The organism is Marinobacter sp. 1-3A (assembly GCF_016597775.1).
Lineage (GTDB): Bacteria > Pseudomonadota > Gammaproteobacteria > Pseudomonadales > Oleiphilaceae > Marinobacter > Marinobacter xiaoshiensis.
Map to the genome: position 1 here is coordinate 63,232 of NZ_VCGZ01000002.1, position 19,503 is coordinate 82,734.

The following is a 19,503-nucleotide window of genomic DNA, read 5'->3' on the forward strand; positions in this document are numbered from 1 at the left end:
TCAAAATGCTTCGTTTGATCTAATTCGCCCGAGCATCTAGATTTAACGCCAGCTATACAATCGCCGGCTTCGGGCCGGCACTCATATCCACTCAGGACACTGTTCATGGCGCTTAAACTGAATGTAGTAATCTGCAGCACTCGCCCAGGTCGTATTGGCCCATCTATCGCAACCTGGTTTCACGAATTTGCGGCAAGCAACTCCAGTTTCGATTGCACGTTAGTCGACCTGGCGGATTTTGACCTGCCGGTATACAACGAAGCCAACCACCCACGCTCGGGTATTTATGAACACGAACACACCAAGCGCTGGTCTGAAAGCGTTAACTCAGCCGATGCCTTTGTGTTCGTAACGCCAGAATACAACTACTGCCCACCACCAGCTTTTGTGAACGCTCTGAATTACGTTTACACAGAATGGAACTACAAGCCCTGCGGCTTTGTAAGCTATGGCGGCGCTGCGGGTGGTATTCGTGCGGCAACACTGGCTCGCCAGCTGGTGACTACTCTGAAAATGATGCCGATGGTAGAAGGTGTGATGGTGCCCATGGCGTGGAACCACCTGGATGATAACAAAGTATTCAGCTCCAACGAGCCCATCGACCATTCTGCGACAGCTATGCTGACTGAAATGGAGAAGTGGGCAACAGCCCTGAAAACAGCTCGTTAAAACGCGCTGAGCAATACAGCTTGAACAACGGAGCCCGTTGAGGGCTCCGTGTCAGGGCGATCAGAACAGACTGGCGTTGAGCCACATGTGAGTTGCGATGGAAGCGGCGTACCCAAGTGCGATGACCGGCGTCCAGCGCAGGTGCGACATGAGAGTGTAATAGCCCCTTGCCTGCCCCATCAGTGCAACGCCGGCAGCGGAGCCGATTGACAGCATGGAGCCGCCAACACCTGCAGTAAGCGTCACCAGCAGCCACTGCCCGTGGGACATGTCAGGTTCCATCGAAAGCACGGCGAACATCACCGGAATGTTATCTACGATGGCCGACATAACGCCCACCGCAATGTTGGCCCCCGTGGCGTTCCAGTCGCTATATAGGATTTGCGATACCTCGGCCAGGTAGCCGATGTAACCAAGCCCGCCCACACAAAGCACCACACCGTAGAAAAACAGCAGCGTATCCCATTCTGTGCGTGCCATCGGATTAAAAATATCGAAAGGCACCGCTTTATCGAGCCGCTCAAGCAGGCGGGTATTCTTGTGATTTTCAGCCCACACCCGTTCACGGGCCACTCCACGCTTGAAGCTCCGTTGCAGGTAATACCCCAGGAACTGCAGGTAAGCCAGGCCCATCATCATGCCGACCACAGCCGGCAGGTGCAGGAAGTTATGGCCCAATACAGCGGTAGTAATGGTGAGCAGGAAAAGCACAACTGTGCGGCGGGCACCGCGCTTCATGATCACTGGGTCTGACGCATCCTTCGGTGGCTCACTCGGAACCGCAAAGCTCATAATCACAGCTGGCACAAGGAAGTTAACTGCTGCAGGAATGAACAACCTGAAAAACTCGGTAAACTCGACTACACCTTTCTGCCAGACCATCAGCGTTGTAATGTCGCCAAAAGGAGAGAAGGCGCCCCCCGCATTTGCCGCAATAACGATATTGATACATCCAAGGGCGATAAATTTGGGACTGTCTTCACCCACCTTCATCAGAACAGCACACATCAGCAGAGCTGTGGTGAGGTTATCGGCAATGGGTGAGATAAAGAATGCCAGCAACCCGGTAATCCAGAACAGACTGAGATAGCTGAAGCCCTTGCTTACCAGCCAGCCACGCAGGGCATCAAAAAGCTGTCGCTCTTCCATGGCGTTTATATAGGTCATAGCGACCAGCAGAAACAGCAGAAGCTCGGAGTATTCCAGCAAATTATGCTTCAAGGCCGCATTGGCGCTTTCGGTATCGCCGCTCATAGCAGCCGCACCGGCCACCAGGAACCAGATCAGGCCAGCTGCCAGCAACACCGGTTTGGACTTGCGCAGGTGCAGCTTTTCTTCAAGCATCACGAATGCATAAGCAATCACAAAGATGATGACAGCAATGTACCCAACAGGATGATGGGTCAGGCTTTGAGCGCCGGATTCAGCGGCGCTGGCAATCGAACTGAAGCCAAGAGTAAACACCGCTAAAATTGCCAGGGCTACTCTTGCGAATACGCTGTCAGGGGTGAGAATACGTTTGGAGCAACGCCGGAAAGGTAGCTTTTCAGAACTACTGATTTCATTCATGGTAGTAGGCTCAAAAGTTTGGGGGGCACATTATCAATCAAAGTGCACTTTGCGCACCATAGCTTCCGTCAAGTCAAAGTGATCTAAGTCGTTCGTAAGCTATTATATTTTTCGCCCGCCCGGCACCTGTACTTTCGAGCCTTTCCAAAGGCACTCATACGACTATGCCGGCCTGTTTTTCTCCCAAATTGTCAGTTCGGAAAAGCTGTGCTGGAACTTGTTGCGCGTCTCACGGATCACAAATGGCAGGCTTCGGGTCTCCATTAACAAGGTGAAGTGGGGCGCCAGCATATCGCGCAGGCCGTCAAACGTGCTGTAGTCCTCACCACCTTTCTTGAACCCGCCCACCCACTTGTCCCTGGGTGTGTACTCTTCCAGCCAGGTGTAAGGAGAGGCAATCAGCAGGAGCCCGTTATCATTCATGCGCTCGTGAATGCGCGTTAAAAAGAGGGAGGGGTCGTATAGCCGATCAATCAGATTGCCCGCCAGCACCAGATCGTATCCGGTGAACTCAGGTTTGAGGTCGCAAGCATCCCCTTGATGGAAGGCCACCCGCTCAGCAGCCTCTTCAAGGTCCAAGGACGCAAGAGTGCGTTCCTGAAAGCTCACCAGTGAGCCTTCCTCCGGCCGGGCATAGCGAACCACTTTGTCCCTGGCCATTACCTGACACTGCTCCACAAACTTGTTGGAGAAATCGATTCCATCTACATGTGCAAACGCCTGGGCCAACTCAAAGCTGGTGCGGCCACAGGCACAGCCAATGTCCAGCGCTCTCCCCAAGGTGCGCCCATCCATGGCATCAATGGCTACCCTTGCCAGTCCCCTGGGGAAGTTGGCTTCGCCATGCCACTGCTCACCAAAATGAAACTCCAGGTATTGGGCCAGTGTGGTGTCGTCTTCATAATAGGCACTTTGCTGCACAATGGATTCCTTCTGGGTAGTGGATCTCTGCGCGACCCGGCATTATCAAACCGCCTGGGGCAGTACGACCTTCAAGTGCTATCCTAGCACTATGAACCTATTACCTGACTACTCACTACTCGAACTTGCTTCGGTCCGCGAAGGCGATTCCGTGGGCAATACACTCGCAAACAGTGTGGCCTATGCCCAGCATGCCGAAAATCTCGGATTCAAGCGATTCTGGCTGGCTGAACACCATAATATGGAGGGCATCAGCAGCTCGGCAACCTCCGTACTGATTGGGCATATTGCTGGCAAAACCCACTCCATTCGAGTTGGCTCCGGCGGTGTAATGCTGCCCAACCACCCACCATTGGTTATCGCAGAGCAATTTGGAACCCTCGAAAGCCTCTACCCCGGCCGCATTGACCTTGGCCTTGGCCGGGCGCCAGGCACTGATCAAATAACAGCCCGAGCCCTTCGCCGCGACGGCCTGGGCGCAGAGCAGTTCCCGGAAGATGTTGCACAACTCCAGTCACTGCTTGGCCCCCTCCGGCCTGGTCAGGCCGTGAAGGCGATTCCGGGCGCGGGCACCAAGGTGCCGATATGGTTACTTGGCTCCAGCCTCTACAGCGCCCAACTGGCAGCTATGCGCGGCCTACCCTATGCCTTCGCAGGGCATTTTGCTCCACGCCTGTACCGTGAAGCTCTGAAACTGTACCAGGACAACTTCCAGCCTTCTGAACAACTGCAGAAGCCTTACAGCATGCTGGCAGTTCCCGCGGTGCCTGCTGCAAGCACCGGGGAAGCAAAGTACCTTGCGACTACCAGTTACCAGCGAATTCTGGCACTTTTCCGGGGACAGCCCCTTTGGATGAAAGAGCCGGTGAAATCGATGGACGGCCTTTGGAACCCTGCCGAGCAAGCAACGGTTAAGGATTTCCTTGGATTGCAGTTGCTTGGAGATGCTGCTGCCATCAGAGCCCAGATTAATGAACTACTGGCCAGTGTAGATGTGGATGAGCTTATGTTTACTGTGGATATCTATGATCCGGCAAAACGGCGGCATGCCCTCGACATACTGAACGAAACCCGGGGGACTGATGCACCATGAATAACAGCACCGTGCACGTTTTTCTCTCCCATGGCCTGGAGAGCGGCCCGGGCGGCACCAAAATCCAGGCTCTGAAAGCCATGGCGGAGTCTTTTGAGAAGGTGCAAGCCCACGCCATTGACCACAGAAGCACCAAAGATCCAGCGGTTCGTTTGGCCCAAATGCAAGATGCCATAGCTGCCAGCGGCGCAGACCCCCGCAACATCATCCTTGCGGGCTCCAGCATGGGCGGCTGGGTTTGCGCACAAACCAGTGCGCTGACTCCGGTTCTGGGCTGCTTCCTTCTGGCTCCAGCCTTGGCTCTGAAGGACTACCCGCAATCCAGCCCACGCATCCAGGCCGAACATGTGCAAATCATTCACGGCTGGGATGACGACATAGTGCCCCCAATGCCCGTTATTGAACTCGCCCGAAAACAGGCACTACCGATACTGATTCTCCCTGATGACCATCGCCTTTCAAACAGTCTTGAACGAGTCACTGAAGAGTTCCGGGCACTACTGGCAAGAGCAGGCCTCAAGTAATCGAGCACAATTTGGCCAATATGGAGCCAAATAGGTCAAATTCTTGCGAAAGTCAGTAAGTTTTGCCAGTCTCTACCAATGTAACAATAAATGTCTGAAGAAAAATGAACGGAGAAAACCCGATGAGCAGCATGAGTAAACTCAAGAAACTGGCCGGAATTTCAGCGTTCGCATTTGCGGCAATGACCGCAGCAAACTCTGTGAACGCAGCAAACTGGCGCTACGCTCACGAAGAGTATGAGGGCGACGTACAGGACGTATACGCATACAAATTCAAGGAATATATCGAAGAAAACTCCGACCACACTCTCCAGGTGTATCGCTTTGGTGAACTGGGTGAGTCTGACGACATCATGGAGCAAACCCAGGCTGGCATTCTGAACTTTGTTAACCAGTCGCCTGGCTTTACCGGTGCCCTGATTCCTGAAGCACAGATTTTCTTCATCCCCTACCTGATGCCCACAGACATAAGCACGGTTATCGATTTTTTCCGTGAGAGTAAGGCCATCAACGAAGACTTCCCGAAGCTTTATGCCGACAAGGGCCTCGAGCTTCTGCAAATGTACCCGGAAGGCGAGTTTGTTATCACACTGGATGAGCCAGTTACTACGCCCGAAGGCATGAAGAACAAGAAAATCCGGGTTATGACCAACCCCCTGTTGTCTGAAACCTACTCTGCATTCGGTGCAACACCAACGCCGCTGCCCTGGGGTGAGGTGTACGGCGCACTGCAGACCAACATGATCAACGGCCAGGAAAACCCGATTTTCTGGATCGAGTCAGGCGGACTGTATGAAGTGTCACCTAACCTGATCTACACCGGTCATGGCTGGTTCACGACTGCTGCAATGGCCAACAAGGATTTCTACGACGGCCTGAAAGATGAAGACAAGAAGCTCATTCAGGATGCCGCAGACTATGCCTTTGAGAAGATCATCACCCACATCGATGGCTTGGCGGATGAAGCACTCGCAAAAATCCAGGCAGCCAGCGACAAGGTGACTGTAACGCGTTTGAATGAAGAGCAAATCAAAGCGTTCAAGGCACGCGCTCCTCAGGTTGAGAAAAAGTTTATTGAGATGACTGGCAAGGGCGGCGAACAGCTGCTAAACCAGTTCAAGAAAGACCTGAAAGACGTGCAGAAGTAACAACCCTGCAGTGCTCCTGTGTCCGCCGGCACCAGCCGGCGGACACTCCATTGAACTAACCCGCCCCACCAAGCATCAATGTCCGGTCGGGAGCGACATGAACTGGAGCAAATCCCATGTCGGAGAACACCCCGGAGATAGACGACGATACCGGTACTTTTGAGTCCGGTCTGCCCGGGATTCTGGGAACCATAGACGGATGGATTGCCAACGCAGAAGCCGTAATACTGGCCGCGGGCATTATCCTCATGGCCATAAACACCGTCGTAAACGTTATTGCGCGATTTGTGTTTGGAGAGGGCTTTTTCTTCTCCGGCGAAATAAATCGCATCCTGATTATTCTGGTTACCTTTGCCGGCATCGGCTACGCAGCACGCTACGGTCGTCACATACGAATGTCCGCAGTTTACGATGCGCTACCATCCAAAGGCCGCAAGGTACTGATGATTTTCATCGCCCTGTTTACTTCTGCGGTGATGTTCTTTCTGTGCTACCACTCCTACGGATACATCGAGACCCTTTACAGCCGTGGCCGCATTTTGCCGGCGTTGGGTTTTGAGATCTGGTGGATTTATATCTGGGTGCCTGTGGGCTTTGCCGTGACTGGCATTCAGTATTTCCTCACAGCAATCAAGAACTTCACCACTGAGGATGTTTATCTCTCCACCGGAGTGATCGACGGATACGCTGATTCAGAATCGGAAGTCTGATCCGGTTTTACACCGGGCACGATAAAAAAGGGCACACCTATGGCGACTATTCTAATGATCATCATGATCGGGCTGCTGCTGCTCGGTTTCCCGATGATGATCCCACTGACGACCGCCGCCGTCGTCGGCTTTGTAATGATGTTCGATGGCTTCGGCCAAATGGGCACCTTCATTCAGCAGATGATGGGGGGTATTCGACCCGCTTCATTGATTGCCGTACCCATGTTCATTCTCGCTGCAGACATAATGACCCGTGGCCAGTCTGCGGACAGATTGATCAACATGGTTATGGCCTTTATCGGCCATATTAAGGGCGGCTTGGCGATCAGTACCGCAACTTCCTGCACCCTCTTCGGCGCGGTTTCCGGCTCCACCCAGGCGACCGTTGTGGCGGTTGGCTCACCATTACGTCCCAAAATGCTTAAGGCTGGCTATTCCGATTCGTTTACTCTGGCCTTGATCATTAACGCCAGTGACATTGCCTTCCTGATTCCTCCCAGCATCGGCATGATTATCTATGGAGTTATCTCCCAAACCTCCATTGCAGAGCTGTTCATTGCGGGGGTCGGCCCGGGCATCCTGATCCTGTTCATGTTCTCGCTTTACTGCCTGTTCTACGCCTACAAAAACAACGTACCCACGGAGCCCAAGGCAAGCTGGCGCCAGCGTGCACTTTCGGTTCGTGATGCCAGTTGGCCATTGTTTTTCCCGGTTATCATTGTGGGTGGTATCTATGGCGGTATTTTCAGCCCTACAGAGGCTGCAGCGGTGTGCGTACTCTATGCATTCCTGTTGGAATTCATCATATTCCGCTCCCTGAAGATTGGTGAAGTTTACAAGATTGCCAAATCTACCGGCCTGATCACCGCCGTGGTCTTTATTCTGGTGGCCGTAGGTAACGGTTTCTCCTGGATCATTTCCTTTGCCCAGATCCCCCAGGCAATCCTGGAGTCTGTGGGTGTAAACGAAGCCGGACCGGTGGGCGTGTTGATCGCTATCTGCGTCGCCTTCTTTATCGCCTGTATGTTTGTCGACCCCATTGTTGTGATTCTGGTACTGACCCCGATTTTTGCACCAGCCATTCAGGCAACAGGGCTGGACCCGGTATTGGTGGGCGTACTCATTACACTGCAGGTTGCAATTGGTTCGGCAACACCGCCGTTTGGCTGTGACATTTTCACAGCCATCGCGATCTTCAAACGGCCTTACCTTGAAGTTATCCGGGGCACACCTCCGTTTATTTTCATGCTGATCCTGGCGGCTGGTTTGATCATTGCCTTCCCCCAGATCGCCCTGTTCCTGCGTGATCTTGCCTTCGCAGACTAGCGCGCACCCGGTGGATATATAAGGAGACAAGCATGTTCAAACGGATTCTGGTGGCGGTTGATGGCTCCAAAACCTCGCTCAAGGCTCTGGATAAGGCTATCGGCTTTCAAAAGCTGATGCCTGAAACCGAAATTTTTATCCTATGTGTATACAAGCACCACAGCCTGTTTGAAGCGTCTCTCTCCATTGGGCGGCCTGCGGACATGGATATTCCAGACAAGGTGCTTTCTGATTACGCTAAAGAAGTGGTCAAACATGCCAAGGATATGGCTATCGACCATGGAGCAACGAAGGTTCGAGGTTTTGTGAAATCCGGGCGCCCCTCAAAGGTTATTGTGAAATTCGCCCAAGACAAAGAAGCGGATCTGATCGTGGTAGGAACTCGAGGTACTCATAGCGATAAGGACGGCATGCTCCTCGGCAGCGTTTCGCACCGGGTGGCCTCTCATGCCAAGTGCCCGGTTCTGGTGGTCTGAACCCCATAGTCCTGGCCGGCCCTGCGTCGGCCAGCTAGCGCTCCGGGAACGCTTCAACCCTGTTTCGCCCACCTGCTTTAGCCTTGTAAAGCATTTCATCTGCAAGCTTCAACAACTTCTCGGGTTTGTTGGTACTGCCCGGCCATGACGCAACACCAATGGATATGGTCAGGAAGCCAAGATCCTTGTCCTCAAACACAACCGTCTCTTTTCGCACCGCTTCACGCAATTGCTCAGCACGTTCCCTCGCACCGACTATATCCGAGGCCGGAAGAATCACCACAAACTCTTCGCCACCGTAGCGGCAGACAACATCACTGCCACGAAAACGCGATTCCAGTATTGCAGCAAACGCTTTCAGCGCGGCATCACCTGCCTCATGCCCATGAGTATCGTTAAACTGTTTGAAGTGGTCTATATCAACCAATAGCAGAGATAACGGCAGTTCTTTGCGCAGAGCTACGCTAGCTTCGTGTTCAAATAGCTGGTCAAAATACCGGCGATTCTTGAGCCCCGTGAGGGCGTCTTCATAGGAGAATCGGTGCAGATCTTCCTTGAGTGACAGGCCAGAAAGTGTCACCCCTATTCGCTCGACTACCAGGTTGATCGAGGACATTAACCTTGCTGCGCCATCTTCAGTGTGCCCGGAGTTGCTTATGCCCTCCGCGTCCAGCAACAACAGGCTTTCCGGTGCGGGGCCGTAGTTCATAAACTCCACATTGATAGAGAAGCACACCAATCCCTGACAGTTTCTGCAAGCCGCCTCAGCCTCCTCAACGGAACCGGCAAGAAGGCGCACCGGGGGCGGCATATGCTCGAGTGTCTCAATAACCGGGTGCAAGTCAGGAAGCGCGCTGCCATAACCCCAGAGCGCAAGGCGCTCATATCCACCGCAAGCCATTCGCCGATAGATCATGCCCTTGATAGGGCTGCACAGTCTGGGCATTGCTTCGGTGAGCACCTGGAATGCCTGATCAAGGTTAGCGCAGGCCTGTAATTCAGCCACAACCTCTGCAAACTCTCGGCTTTTCTCATTCTCAAACGCCAGCACCTTCGCCCGGGCCTTCTCTCGCTGCAAAAGCCTCTCTGTCTTTTCGGTTCGCTCAGCCACCTGCTGCTCAAGCGTGACAGTTAGCTCCTGCAGGGCTCTCTGGGTCATTCCGTAATGTCTTAACGAGATTATTACAACGGCCAGTATAAATACGAGCAGACCCAGACCAACGGGTACCTGGACCCATTGCATGAAACCATGCGCCACTGCCATATCTGCAACCAATAAAGCACTGAACACGCCGCACGCCAGCACAAGAACTTGCTGCTCTTTGGTCATTAAACGAATACGGGGAACCGTTATCAGCCCCATCAAAAAGAGGGATAATAAAAGCAGAGCATCGAATGGAGGGAAGGTAAACGAAAGGCCGATAACACCAGTCAATGCCAGGCCCAGTGCTCCAAGCATGTAAACAAGATGCAGTTTCCAGATCACTGAAATTGCCCGGGGTGGACGCGTGCCACCCAGCCACTGGTCGAGCATAAGCCAAAGACCAACAGGCAGCAGAAAGTAACTTCCCGCGGCCAGGTAATCCCACATCAAGGCATCGGGCACAATCAGTTGGCTGGCAGAGCTTTCGGAGAGGAGCATCACTGATGAAGCCAGAGAAAAAAGAGCAATGCTGGTAAAGGTTTTCCTGCCGCCCTGCAGCAGGGAAAGTATCAGTGCGAGCAACGCCACCAGCAGAGAAAACCCTGCAACAAGAAGGGCCTCCAGAGAGTTGTTAAGGATATGCAGAATTAATTCTGAGTGATCCATGAGGCTCACTTCACCCCAAAGACCTATGTCCGTGTAATCAGAAAACACGCGGAAATACAGCGTTTTATTCTCGTAACCCTCTGGCAGAGTTATTTTGTGCCAGGGCCAGCCTTCGAATTTGCCCCGACCATCTTTGTCGAAGGTGCCGTATTGGTAGATGTTTTCACCATCCAGCCACACCTGAACAATCAAATCGATACTCAGGATATAAAGCACGGGATCCTGCCAGTCACCCGCGGGCAGAGTTACCCGATACCACACCTGATCCTGGCCATTTCGGCCTGGGGGGTTAGAAGGAAAATCAATGGCGTGCCACTGTTCTGGCTGCTGTGCAAGGGACCAGTCAGGTGTACCTTCCGCGGTGAAAGGTATGTCGCCCCAGCGGTACTCCCAGCCTTCCGTTAGAGGCTGTGGTGCAGCCAGAGATGCGACAGGTACAAGCCCGCACAGGGCTCCAAACAGAATAATGAGGGCTTTCAGAATGTGTGCAGATATAGACACGGATATTCGGCCATTAGGAGCTATACCGGCCAGTATAGAGCACCCTCGCCTCGACGTGTACAAAATCCGGACACCAGAATATATTAAAACGTGAGGGTTGCAGGGCCAGGAGAGGGCCCTGCAATGTCACACTCTGAGGCCAGGATTTACAGCCCTGATTTCAGCTTTTCCCAGTATTTGGCATAGACCTGCAAGGCTTCATCCCCTATGTCGGTCTGAAACTCGGCATTCACCATATCTTCAGCTGTTGGATAGCTGGCGCGATCTCCGGCAACCTCGTCACCCAACAACTCCCGGGCAGATAGAACTGGCGTGGCGTAGCCAATATCTTCGCTGATCAGCGCTGCGATTTCCGGTTTCAGCACGAAGCTGATGAACTGGTGGGCCGCTTCAGGGTTCTTGGCATTCTTGGGAATTACGAAGCTGTCCAGCCAGGCAATAACGCCCTCTTCCGGATACACATACTCCAGCGCTTCCATGCTCTCCTTGCCCATAACGGCTTCGCCGTTCCAGATCATGCCTACGTCCGCTTCACCTTCAAGGAAGGGCATACGGGGTGCATCCGAATTAAACGTACGCACGGAGGGCATGAGTTCCGTCAGCTTTTCATAGGCCTCCTCGATTTGCTGAGGATCAGTGCTGTTGCCGGGATAACCCAGTACCCGCAGGCTCATGTGAAAGACTTCACGCATATCATTGGTCAGGTTCACCTTGCCTTTGAAGCGCTCATCCCAAAGGTCTGCCCATGCTGTCACCGGCTCACCAGTAACATCAGCGGTATCCACACCAATGCCGGTGGTACCCCAAAGATAAGGCACGCTGTACTGGTTGCTCGGGTCGATATCCAGGCCAGTGAGCTCCGGATCAAGCTGGTCAAAGCCGCTGATCTTGCTTTGGTCGATGGGCAGCAACAGTCCTTCATTGCGCATTTTGCTGACGTAGTAAGTTGAAGGCACAGCTAGATCGTAGGCAGCACTATCATCCAGCAACTTGAGTCGGGCATACATGGCTTCGTTGCTGTCGTAGGTGGTGTACACCACTTTGATGCCGGTCTCGTCTTCGAAGCGGGTCAGCACTTCCTGAGGCATGTATTCAGACCAGTTGTACAGATTCAGTACCTGCGGGTCATCGGAACTGCAGCCAGTCAGGCCAAGGGCCAGCATGCCGGCCAGTGCGAGTTTTTTCATTGTTTGCTCCTTGAAAGAATCCATTGCGACAACATCAACATCACTAGTGAGAACACTAGCAGCAGCGTGCCAAGTGCGTTTACTTCAGGTTTAAGCCCCACGCGCACCATGGAGTAGATGCGTAAAGGGAGAATTTCATAACTTGGGCCGCTCACAAAGGTGCTCACCACCACATCGTCCATGGAGAGGGTGAAACCGAGCAACCAGCCTGCCATTAACGCCGGCATGATAACCGGAATCAAAACGGTGCGGGTCATGGTGAAATCACTCGCGCCCAAATCCCGGGCCGCTTCTGGCAGGCGTTCATCAAAACCACTAAGCCGCGCCATAACCGTAATCACCACAAACGGCAGGCAGAATGTCACGTGCGCAAGCAGCAGTGATACATAACCAAGCTTCAAGCCCAGCAACAGGAACAGCCCGAGTAACGAAATGGCCAGCACAATTTCAGGTGACATCATCACCACAAAGAGCATGCCGTTCAGAACTCTTTTGCCACGAAAGCGGTAGCGATGCAGGGCCAGTGCGGTGAGGGCGCCGATTACCGTCGATACCGTAGCAGCGGTAAGTGCCAGCCACAAAGAATTCCACATGGCCTGCACCATGGCGTGGTTATTAAACAGGGATTCGTACCAGCGCAGGCTCAATCCACCCCAGCTGTATCCCGTTCGGGAGTCGTTAAAGGAAAACACCACCAGCACCACAATTGGCACATACAGCAGCAAGTACACCAGCGCGAGGTAACTGCGGGATAACCAGCGCATCACGCACCCTCCTCGCCCAAACGGCGTTTACTGAGGCGATGAGCAAACATAAGCAACGCCATGGTAAGCGAGAGTACTATGCTGGCAGCGGCGCCAAACGGCCAGTTACGGGCATCCAGAAACTGGTTCTTGATCACATTACCCACCAGCAAGTTGCGCGAACCGCCCAGAATGTCCGGCACAAAGAACAAGCCCATGGCGGGCAGCAATACCAGCATCACACCGGCCAGCACGCCCGGCAGCGTCAAAGGCACCACTACGTTTTTAAAGGTAGCCAGGCGACCCGCACCCAAATCGTGAGAGGCCAGCAGAACATCCTGTCGCAAATCTTCAAACACCGAGTACAGTGGCAGGATCATAAAGGGCAGCAACAAATACACCAGGCCGACAATCACGGCACCTTCTGTGTACAAAAGCTGCGCGGGTTCATCAATCACACCCAAAGACATTAGCGCACTGTTCAAAAGGCCGTTGGTCGCGAGGATGAGTTTCAACGCGTAGGTGCGCACCAGAGAGTTTGTCCAGAAAGGCACAATCAACAGGAAAATCAGTAGCATTTGCCGGTTTTTTTCCACCCGCGACAAGGCCCAGGCAAAAGGATAGCCGATCAGCAGGCAAATCAGAGTCGTTAGTGCTGCCATGTAAAGGGAGTGCAGAAACACGTCCAGATACAAGGGGTTAAACAGTTGCCGGTAGGCTTCCAGATTCAACGGCAAAGAGATAAAGGTAGATGGGTTCCGCGTCATCACGCTGGCACCCACCACAAGCATATTCGGCGCAAGTACGAGGAACAGCAGCCACCCCCAAACCAGCACCAGTACAGCCGCTCTGAACGGCTGCTGCTTAATGCTCCGCATCATCGGCTGCCAGCTCCTCTTCATCGGTGAGTGGCTCATCGCCCTCTTCCGCCAGCAACCATTCCCAGCCATCTACCCAGCTCACGCGCACCCGCTCACCAATGCTGTAATCGAATGTGGGGTCGTCTTCATCAAAGAATTCGCTGGCCATCACATGGCTGCCATCTTCCAGTTCAATCACCGAGTCCAGAGTGCTGCCTTTGTAGTTCCGCTCTACAATCTTGCCAGCCACACCTTCGGTATCATCCGGCGCGAGCACGCGGATATCTTCCGGGCGCAGCAAAACGTGCAGTGACTGGTTCATGGCTACACGGAACGACGGCTTGCTCAGGTCCCGGTTCAAGCCAAACACATCCACGCTGATGCGCTCGCCTTCGATTTTGGTTACGCGGCCAGGGAAGAAGTTGGTCTGGCCAACAAAGCGTGCGGTGAACACATTTGCCGGGCGTTCGTAGACCTCACGGGGCGTACCGAGTTGCTGAATATAACCGTCTTTGAGCACCACAATGCGATCAGACATCGACAAGGCTTCTTCCTGATCGTGGGTAACAAACACGAAGGTTATACCCAGCTCACGCTGCAGGCGTTTGAGTTCCACCTGCATGGTGCGGCGCAATTTGTAGTCCAGTGCAGACAAGGGCTCATCCAGTAGCAGCATTTTGGGCCGCTTGACGACTGCCCGGGCAATCGCAACCCGCTGCTGCTGGCCGCCGGAAAGCTGGTGCGGCTTGCGCCTGGCAAAGTCCTCCAGCTGAACCATCGCCAGGGCCTCTTCAACTCGCTCGGCTATTTCAGCTTTCGGTCGCTTTTCCATTTTCAGGCCATAGGCCACATTGTCAAAAACCGACATGTGTGGGAACAGCGCATAATTCTGGAACACGGTATTAAGCGGGCGGTGTTCAGGCGAAGTCTGAGTGATATCAACACCAGACAGGGTAACGGTTCCCTCATCCGGGTGCTCAAAACCCGCCATCATGCGCAACAAGGTGGTTTTACCACATCCGGAGGGCCCCAGAAGGGTAATGAACTCGCCATCGTCAATGGTAAGGCTGAGTTCATCCAGCACGGTTTTGCCATCGAATTGCTTGCTGATACCGCTTAGCGATAAGAGTGTTTTAGTCATCAACCCTGCCCAAAAATAAGAGAGCTTCTGAAAAAGCCCCTGCTGCGGCGTATTTTTCCAGAAAGGAGGCTACATAAAAAGCATTGTGCAGGATTTACGCACTGCATTCATGGGGATTGTTCTGCAATGAGAGCACCCTGTCTACCTCAGTAGCCAGGGTGCAGTGTAGCGGGTCAGTCAGTAGCAATACTGTTCAGGTAGGCTTTGTCAGAAATATTGGTCCACTGTCGAACCTGTTTCAGATAGTCACGCTGGGAATTGATGATCTCTTTTGCAAGATCGTCCTTCTCAGCCGCTTCAGCCAGCAGCTTGTTTGTTGCATCGCGCATGGCGTTAATGACTTCCGGCGGAAACGTCTTGTGGGTCACATTCGGATAGTCTTCTTTCATGCGATCCCAGGCTACGCCGCTTTCGTGGGTAGTCTGAATGTACATGTCGTAAGCCGCAGTGCGCATGGCGATGCGAAGGATTGCCTGCAAATCTTTCGGCAACTTGTTCCAGGCTTTATCGTTAATCAGGAACTGCACTTCCGCGCCAGGCTCTTGCCAGCCTGAATAGTAGTATTTAGCAATCTGGTGAAAGCCCATGGGGAAGTCCAGTGCCGGACCAACCCATTCAACAGCATCCACGGTGCCGCGCTCAAGTGCGGTGTATAGCTCACCGGGAGGCAGATTGGTAACGGCAACACCCAACTCCGCCATCACTTCGCCGGCAAACCCTGGCGTGCGCATTTTCAGGCCTTTGAGATCCGCAACCGAATTGATTTCCTTGTTGAACCATCCGCCCATCTGGTTGCCGGTATTGCCGCCCGGGAACGACTGCAAACCAAAGGGCTCATATACCTTCTGCATCAGCTCCATGCCCTGATCGTGGTAGAACCAGGCATACATTTCCGGGGCAATCATGCCAAAGGGCACAGTGGTGAAGTACATGGCATTGGGAATGGTGCCCTTATAGTAATAAGAGGCAGTGTGACCCATGTCGTACTGGCCATTACGCACCAGATCAAAAATACCAAAGGGCGCTTTGTGTTTGTTGGCGCTGTCGATGCGGATTTTCAGACGGCCACCAGACACTTCTTCGGCCATCTTGGCCATGTTCAGGGTGGTTTCACCAAGAATCGGGGAATTCGGGCCCCAGGTTTGCGCCAGTCGTAACGTATGTTTATCTGCGGCTACGCCCAGTGAACTGACAGAAAACAACAGCATCACCGCTGCCATCCTGAACAGACGAGTCATCATTGTTAGCACCATTTATCGTTTTGTTTGATCGCGTTGTTATTACTCAGAGGGTTGCAATACTAGCCCGTCGCTCGCCCCGGAGCCAAGGGTTGCCAACAGCGCTTTATGCATCGGGAGGTGCCCCCTCGTCACACTTGCGGCAGTTGAGCTCAAAGCCCAGCATGGAACGCCGGCCTTCTTCGGTGATTACCCAGGGCCGGTTTACCCAGGGCGGCGTGTGGCGCACATGCTGATTATGGCCACAGGCCAGCCGGGCAACCCAATGGTCTTCTTCGTCTGTGTGGTAGGCGGTTATCGGTTGTTTCATACCGCCCAAGTTAACTGACCAGGCTGCGGATGAAAATCGCCGGGCGTACCGGAAGGTCCGACAAATGTTTCACCAGACTCCGCTTCAAGCGCTCAGAGCGCCCCGGCCAGTTGGCTGGAAGGCTGATTTCCATCATCAGGTTAGGGCCAACCTTGGCCATTTTCACCTGATCCGGATCCAGCCCAACAGAACTCAAGGCCTCATGAACCTCTTCTGCAAATTCCGCCGGAGGCGCTGCCAGCAACAACTCACGCACGGCACCAACGGTCATTTTCACAGGCACAATGATGAAGTAGGCGGAAATAGCGATCATCATCACCGGGTCGGCATACACAGCCCATGCGGACCAGGCGCTCTGCTCCAACCACCAGGCTATTCCAAACCCCATCAGCACGGCTGCGCTGAGTACAGAGTCCATAAACCACTGACCCTGCTCTGCAACCAGCAAGCCCGAAGACTGGCGACGCTCGGCCCACTTCAGGTACACCCACACCGCCGCACAACCCAAAACACTCACGCCGGCAAACACCAGCGCCTTGTCGGCACTGACAGCGCGACCGCCTTCAAGCATGGCAGCAATGGCAGAAGCCAAAGACAACACACACACCAGCGTTATCACCAGGCCTTTGATAGCGATCACCAATGGCTCAACCGCACCGCGGCCGAACGGGTATTCCTTACTGGCCGGGCGGCGAATAATCCGCGCAGCGTATAGCGACAACAGCGACAGCAACAGGCTGACCAGTGAATAGGCGCCGTCAAACAGAATAACCAGCGAATCAATCCACAAACCCCAAGTAATACCGGCCAGAGCAAACAAACCAGCAGCTACCGCAGACAAACTCAGCGCCATGTTTTCCCGCGCTATAAACTTAAACATTTTGATCTCCCGTGAATTACCAGCATATTATCGCCACATAGCTGACAGTGTGAGTCGGTCACCGACGGAAAAACCGGCGGAACAGGAGATTGCTTTTGAAAACATCGCAAATACAGGTTTTTCTGGCTGTGGTTCGCAATGGCACCATCGCTGCTGCGGCCCGGGAGCTTAGCCGAAGCCGCACCACAGTAAGCACCGCCCTCGCGGCGCTGGAAGACGAACTGGGCGTGGAGTTGTTTGAGCGCAGCGGCAACCAGTTGCAACTGACCACCATCGGCCAGGCCATAGTGACCGATTGCCGCCGATTTGATCAGGTCGCCGGGCAGATTTTTGCGCGCTGCCAGCACCACCTCAGCGGTGCCGAGTCGGTTTTGCGCATAGCCCGGGATGATTCAATTCCAGAGCCTGTGTGGCGCGATCTTCTGCGCCGGCTCAAGATCCGCTTTCCGCAGACCAGTCTTTCGGTTTATCTGGCCACACCCCGGGAGCTGCCGCCTCTGGTCAAAAGCCAGTCAGTGGATGTGGCCTACGGGCTTATGCCTGCGCTGGCAAGCGAGGGCTATCAATGGTTTCGTGAGCTTGCCGATGTGCGAATGCTCACGGTAGCGGCACCGGATCATCCACTGAGTCAGCTGAAGCGGGTAACCCAGGACGATCTCATCAGCTTTACCGAAGTCACACTGGCCTTTATGGAAAACGATCGGTTGGAGGCAGAATCCCCGGAAACCGCGAACTATCTGGCCTTCACCATGTACGAACTGATCCGGGACGCGGTGATTGATGGTGCAGGATGGGCAGATCTCCCCCTGCCCCTGATTGCAGATGCCCTGAAACAGGAAACCCTCAAGATTGTTCATCACCGCAGCGCGCGCTGGTGGAAAGCATTCAGTGCACTGGAGTCCGAACAGGCACAGGGCGGTGCGGTTGTGGGCTGGCTGGCGGAAGAACTGGAGCAATACCTCGAAACAATGGAATAGGCTCTGCTACGCAACTGACCGGCTGCGCCCTGCCCAGGCCGACCATGAATACATTGCCAGTGCTATCCAGATCATCACAAAACTTGTTAGTTTTTCGGGGCTAAGGGGTTCGCTGAACACCAGTAGCGCGATCAAAAACTGGATGGTCGGGTTGATGTACATAAGGAAGCCAACGGTGGAAAGCCGCAGTCTTCTGGCGGCACCGGCAAAGGCAAGTAGAGGAACTGCGGTCACTATGCCGCTGGAGAGCAATAAAAGTGTAGTTGCGGTACTGCTACCGAAGTGCGAAACCCCGGCGTAACTGAGGGTCGCAAGAGCAAGCATGCCAACAGGCAACAGTAGAAGCGTTTCGACAAACAGACCGGAAAGCCCGTCGAGAGCTACCTGTTTGCGGAGCAGGCCATAGGTTCCAAAACTGAACGCCAGCACCAGTGTTATCCAGGGCACGACTCCAAGCAGGAATAATTGATACAAGATCGCAATGGTTGCCAGCACCACCGCCACTATCTGAAGCCGGGTAATACTCTCCTTCAGCACCAGCATACCCAACCCGACATTCACCAGAGGCGTGAGAAAATAGCCAAGACTGGCCTGTAGTACCTGTCGGCTCTCCACTGCGTAAATGTAAACGCCCCAGTTGACCGCAATCAGAACCGCACAACCAAGCACGTACCCAAGTTTCGAAGGCCGTGCCAAAGCAGCTTTCACGGGCTGCCAACGCTTCAGGAAGGTAACAATCACCGCCAGAAACACACAGGACCAGAGCACCCGGTGAATAACCACCTCCCAAGCTGGTACACCGTCAAATAACGCAAAATACAGCGGGAAGCAGCCCCACATAATGTATGCAGACAGACCGTATGCAACGCCCTTACTGGTTTCCGACAGAGCCATTAAATAGCTTCCTCACTATGCTTTACTGATGAATTTAACATACCTGAGGGGTTACGCACCTTGGTAATATGTCTTAGTCTGAATACACATTCATAGGGTAGAGAGAAGCTGTTATGAAAACCGCACAGGACTTGGTTGCAGAAGCAAAGCAGCAGATTGAGGAAATATCGCTGGAACAGGCAGAAAGCGCAATTCAGGCTGCGGATCTGCTACTGGATGTTCGCGATGGCGACGAGTACCGGCAAAGCCACATCCCCCACGCCACACACGTATCCCGAGGCACTCTGGAGTTCAAGTTCAGCAGCGACCCCGCACTTGCCAATCGGGATATGAAGATTGTGCTTTATTGCAAAACTTCAGGCCGATCAGCGCTGAGCGCGAAAGCTCTGAAGGATATGGGTTACCTGCATGTGCAATCGATTGAAGGCGGGTTTGATGCCTGGCAGGAAGCAGGAAAACCCATTACCAAACGGGAACTGCCATCCTTCGATTGATCGTTGCTATACTGCGCTCAAAATCGCCATGA

The 19,503-nt window shown here is 53.7% G+C and carries 20 protein-coding genes; 9 read left to right on the forward strand and 11 right to left on the reverse strand.

Translation table 11 applies throughout. The annotated features are described in order from the left end of the window. The first annotated feature begins 105 nt into the window (after positions 1 to 105). Entirely contained in the window at positions 106 to 669 is a 564-nt protein-coding gene (locus tag FE848_RS03500) for an NADPH-dependent FMN reductase (protein ID WP_200201366.1), read from the forward strand. Positions 670 to 729: 60 nt separating this feature from the next. On the opposite strand, the gene nhaD is transcribed toward FE848_RS03500, so the two are convergent. Continuing rightward, positions 730 to 2,238 (reverse strand): sodium:proton antiporter NhaD, encoded by a 1,509-nt coding sequence (gene nhaD, locus FE848_RS03505; RefSeq protein ID WP_200201367.1) that lies wholly within the window; start codon positions 2,236 to 2,238, stop codon positions 730 to 732. 162 nt (positions 2,239 to 2,400) lie between these two features. Then, positions 2,401 to 3,159 carry a putative 4-mercaptohistidine N1-methyltransferase gene (locus tag FE848_RS03510; protein WP_200201368.1) on the reverse strand — a complete coding sequence of 253 codons (759 nt, stop codon included), beginning with the start codon at positions 3,157 to 3,159 and terminating at the stop codon, positions 2,401 to 2,403. Between the two features lie 91 nt (positions 3,160 to 3,250). On the opposite strand from FE848_RS03510, the gene FE848_RS03515 reads away from it, so the two are divergent. From FE848_RS03515 to FE848_RS03540, 6 genes are all read left to right on the forward strand, one after another. Next, positions 3,251 to 4,252: an LLM class flavin-dependent oxidoreductase gene (locus tag FE848_RS03515; protein ID WP_200201369.1), complete on the forward strand. Its 1,002-nt coding sequence runs from the start codon at positions 3,251 to 3,253 to the stop codon at positions 4,250 to 4,252. Continuing rightward, positions 4,249 to 4,776 (forward strand): YqiA/YcfP family alpha/beta fold hydrolase, encoded by a 528-nt coding sequence (locus FE848_RS03520; protein ID WP_200201370.1) that lies wholly within the window; start codon positions 4,249 to 4,251, stop codon positions 4,774 to 4,776. Before FE848_RS03515 ends, FE848_RS03520 begins: the two co-directional genes overlap by 4 nt. Before the next feature lie 122 nt (positions 4,777 to 4,898). Continuing rightward, positions 4,899 to 5,924 (forward strand): TRAP transporter substrate-binding protein DctP, encoded by a 1,026-nt coding sequence (dctP, locus tag FE848_RS03525; RefSeq protein WP_200201371.1) that lies wholly within the window; start codon positions 4,899 to 4,901, stop codon positions 5,922 to 5,924. Positions 5,925 to 6,040: 116 nt separating this feature from the next. Further along, positions 6,041 to 6,634 carry a TRAP transporter small permease gene (locus FE848_RS03530; RefSeq protein WP_200201372.1) on the forward strand — a complete coding sequence of 198 codons (594 nt, stop codon included), beginning with the start codon at positions 6,041 to 6,043 and terminating at the stop codon, positions 6,632 to 6,634. Between the two features lie 39 nt (positions 6,635 to 6,673). Then, a complete protein-coding gene (locus tag FE848_RS03535) occupies positions 6,674 to 7,960 on the forward strand; it encodes a TRAP transporter large permease (protein WP_200201373.1) in 1,287 nt (428 codons plus the stop codon). Positions 7,961 to 7,992: 32 nt separating this feature from the next. Next, positions 7,993 to 8,436: a universal stress protein gene (locus tag FE848_RS03540; protein WP_200201374.1), complete on the forward strand. Its 444-nt coding sequence runs from the start codon at positions 7,993 to 7,995 to the stop codon at positions 8,434 to 8,436. A 34-nt stretch (positions 8,437 to 8,470) separates the two neighbouring features. Here FE848_RS03540 and FE848_RS18860 read toward each other — a convergent pair whose 3' ends face one another. From FE848_RS18860 to FE848_RS03580, 8 genes are all read right to left on the reverse strand, one after another. After that, entirely contained in the window at positions 8,471 to 10,747 is a 2,277-nt protein-coding gene (locus tag FE848_RS18860) for a GGDEF domain-containing protein (protein ID WP_200201375.1), read from the reverse strand. A 146-nt stretch (positions 10,748 to 10,893) separates the two neighbouring features. Further along, positions 10,894 to 11,934 (reverse strand): extracellular solute-binding protein, encoded by a 1,041-nt coding sequence (locus FE848_RS03550; protein WP_200201376.1) that lies wholly within the window; start codon positions 11,932 to 11,934, stop codon positions 10,894 to 10,896. After that, positions 11,931 to 12,698 (reverse strand): spermidine/putrescine ABC transporter permease PotC, encoded by a 768-nt coding sequence (gene potC, locus FE848_RS03555; protein WP_200201377.1) that lies wholly within the window; start codon positions 12,696 to 12,698, stop codon positions 11,931 to 11,933. The genes FE848_RS03550 and potC overlap by 4 nt, the downstream gene beginning before the upstream one ends. Beyond that, on the reverse strand, positions 12,698 to 13,558 hold the full coding sequence (gene potB / locus FE848_RS03560) for a spermidine/putrescine ABC transporter permease PotB (RefSeq protein WP_200201378.1): 861 nt from the start codon (positions 13,556 to 13,558) through the stop codon (positions 12,698 to 12,700). Before potB ends, potC begins: the two co-directional genes overlap by 1 nt. Further along, on the reverse strand, positions 13,542 to 14,678 hold the full coding sequence (potA, locus tag FE848_RS03565) for a spermidine/putrescine ABC transporter ATP-binding protein PotA (protein ID WP_200201379.1): 1,137 nt from the start codon (positions 14,676 to 14,678) through the stop codon (positions 13,542 to 13,544). Before potA ends, potB begins: the two co-directional genes overlap by 17 nt. Positions 14,679 to 14,851: 173 nt before the next feature. After that, on the reverse strand, positions 14,852 to 15,919 hold the full coding sequence (locus FE848_RS03570; protein ID WP_200201380.1) for a TRAP transporter substrate-binding protein: 1,068 nt from the start codon (positions 15,917 to 15,919) through the stop codon (positions 14,852 to 14,854). 103 nt (positions 15,920 to 16,022) lie between these two features. Continuing rightward, positions 16,023 to 16,226, reverse strand: coding sequence for a DUF3565 domain-containing protein (locus tag FE848_RS03575; RefSeq protein WP_200201381.1), 204 nt, complete (start codon positions 16,224 to 16,226; stop codon positions 16,023 to 16,025). Positions 16,227 to 16,236: 10 nt separating this feature from the next. Then, complete coding sequence (locus FE848_RS03580; protein WP_200201382.1) at positions 16,237 to 17,106, reverse strand: cation diffusion facilitator family transporter; 870 nt, start codon at positions 17,104 to 17,106, stop codon at positions 16,237 to 16,239. A 95-nt stretch (positions 17,107 to 17,201) separates the two neighbouring features. Here FE848_RS03580 and FE848_RS03585 point away from each other — a divergent pair, with 95 nt between their 5' ends. Next, complete coding sequence (locus tag FE848_RS03585; protein ID WP_200201383.1) at positions 17,202 to 18,083, forward strand: LysR family transcriptional regulator; 882 nt, start codon at positions 17,202 to 17,204, stop codon at positions 18,081 to 18,083. Between the two features lie 6 nt (positions 18,084 to 18,089). Here the strand turns inward: FE848_RS03585 and rarD are convergent, their stop codons facing one another. Continuing rightward, the gene (rarD, locus tag FE848_RS03590; RefSeq protein ID WP_200201384.1) at positions 18,090 to 18,977 is read right to left on the reverse strand and encodes an EamA family transporter RarD; all 888 of its coding nucleotides are present in this window, start codon (positions 18,975 to 18,977) and stop codon (positions 18,090 to 18,092) included. Positions 18,978 to 19,090: 113 nt separating this feature from the next. Here rarD and FE848_RS03595 point away from each other — a divergent pair, with 113 nt between their 5' ends. Continuing rightward, the gene (locus FE848_RS03595; protein ID WP_200201385.1) at positions 19,091 to 19,471 is read left to right on the forward strand and encodes a rhodanese-like domain-containing protein; all 381 of its coding nucleotides are present in this window, start codon (positions 19,091 to 19,093) and stop codon (positions 19,469 to 19,471) included. The last annotated feature ends 32 nt before the right edge of the window (positions 19,472 to 19,503 follow it).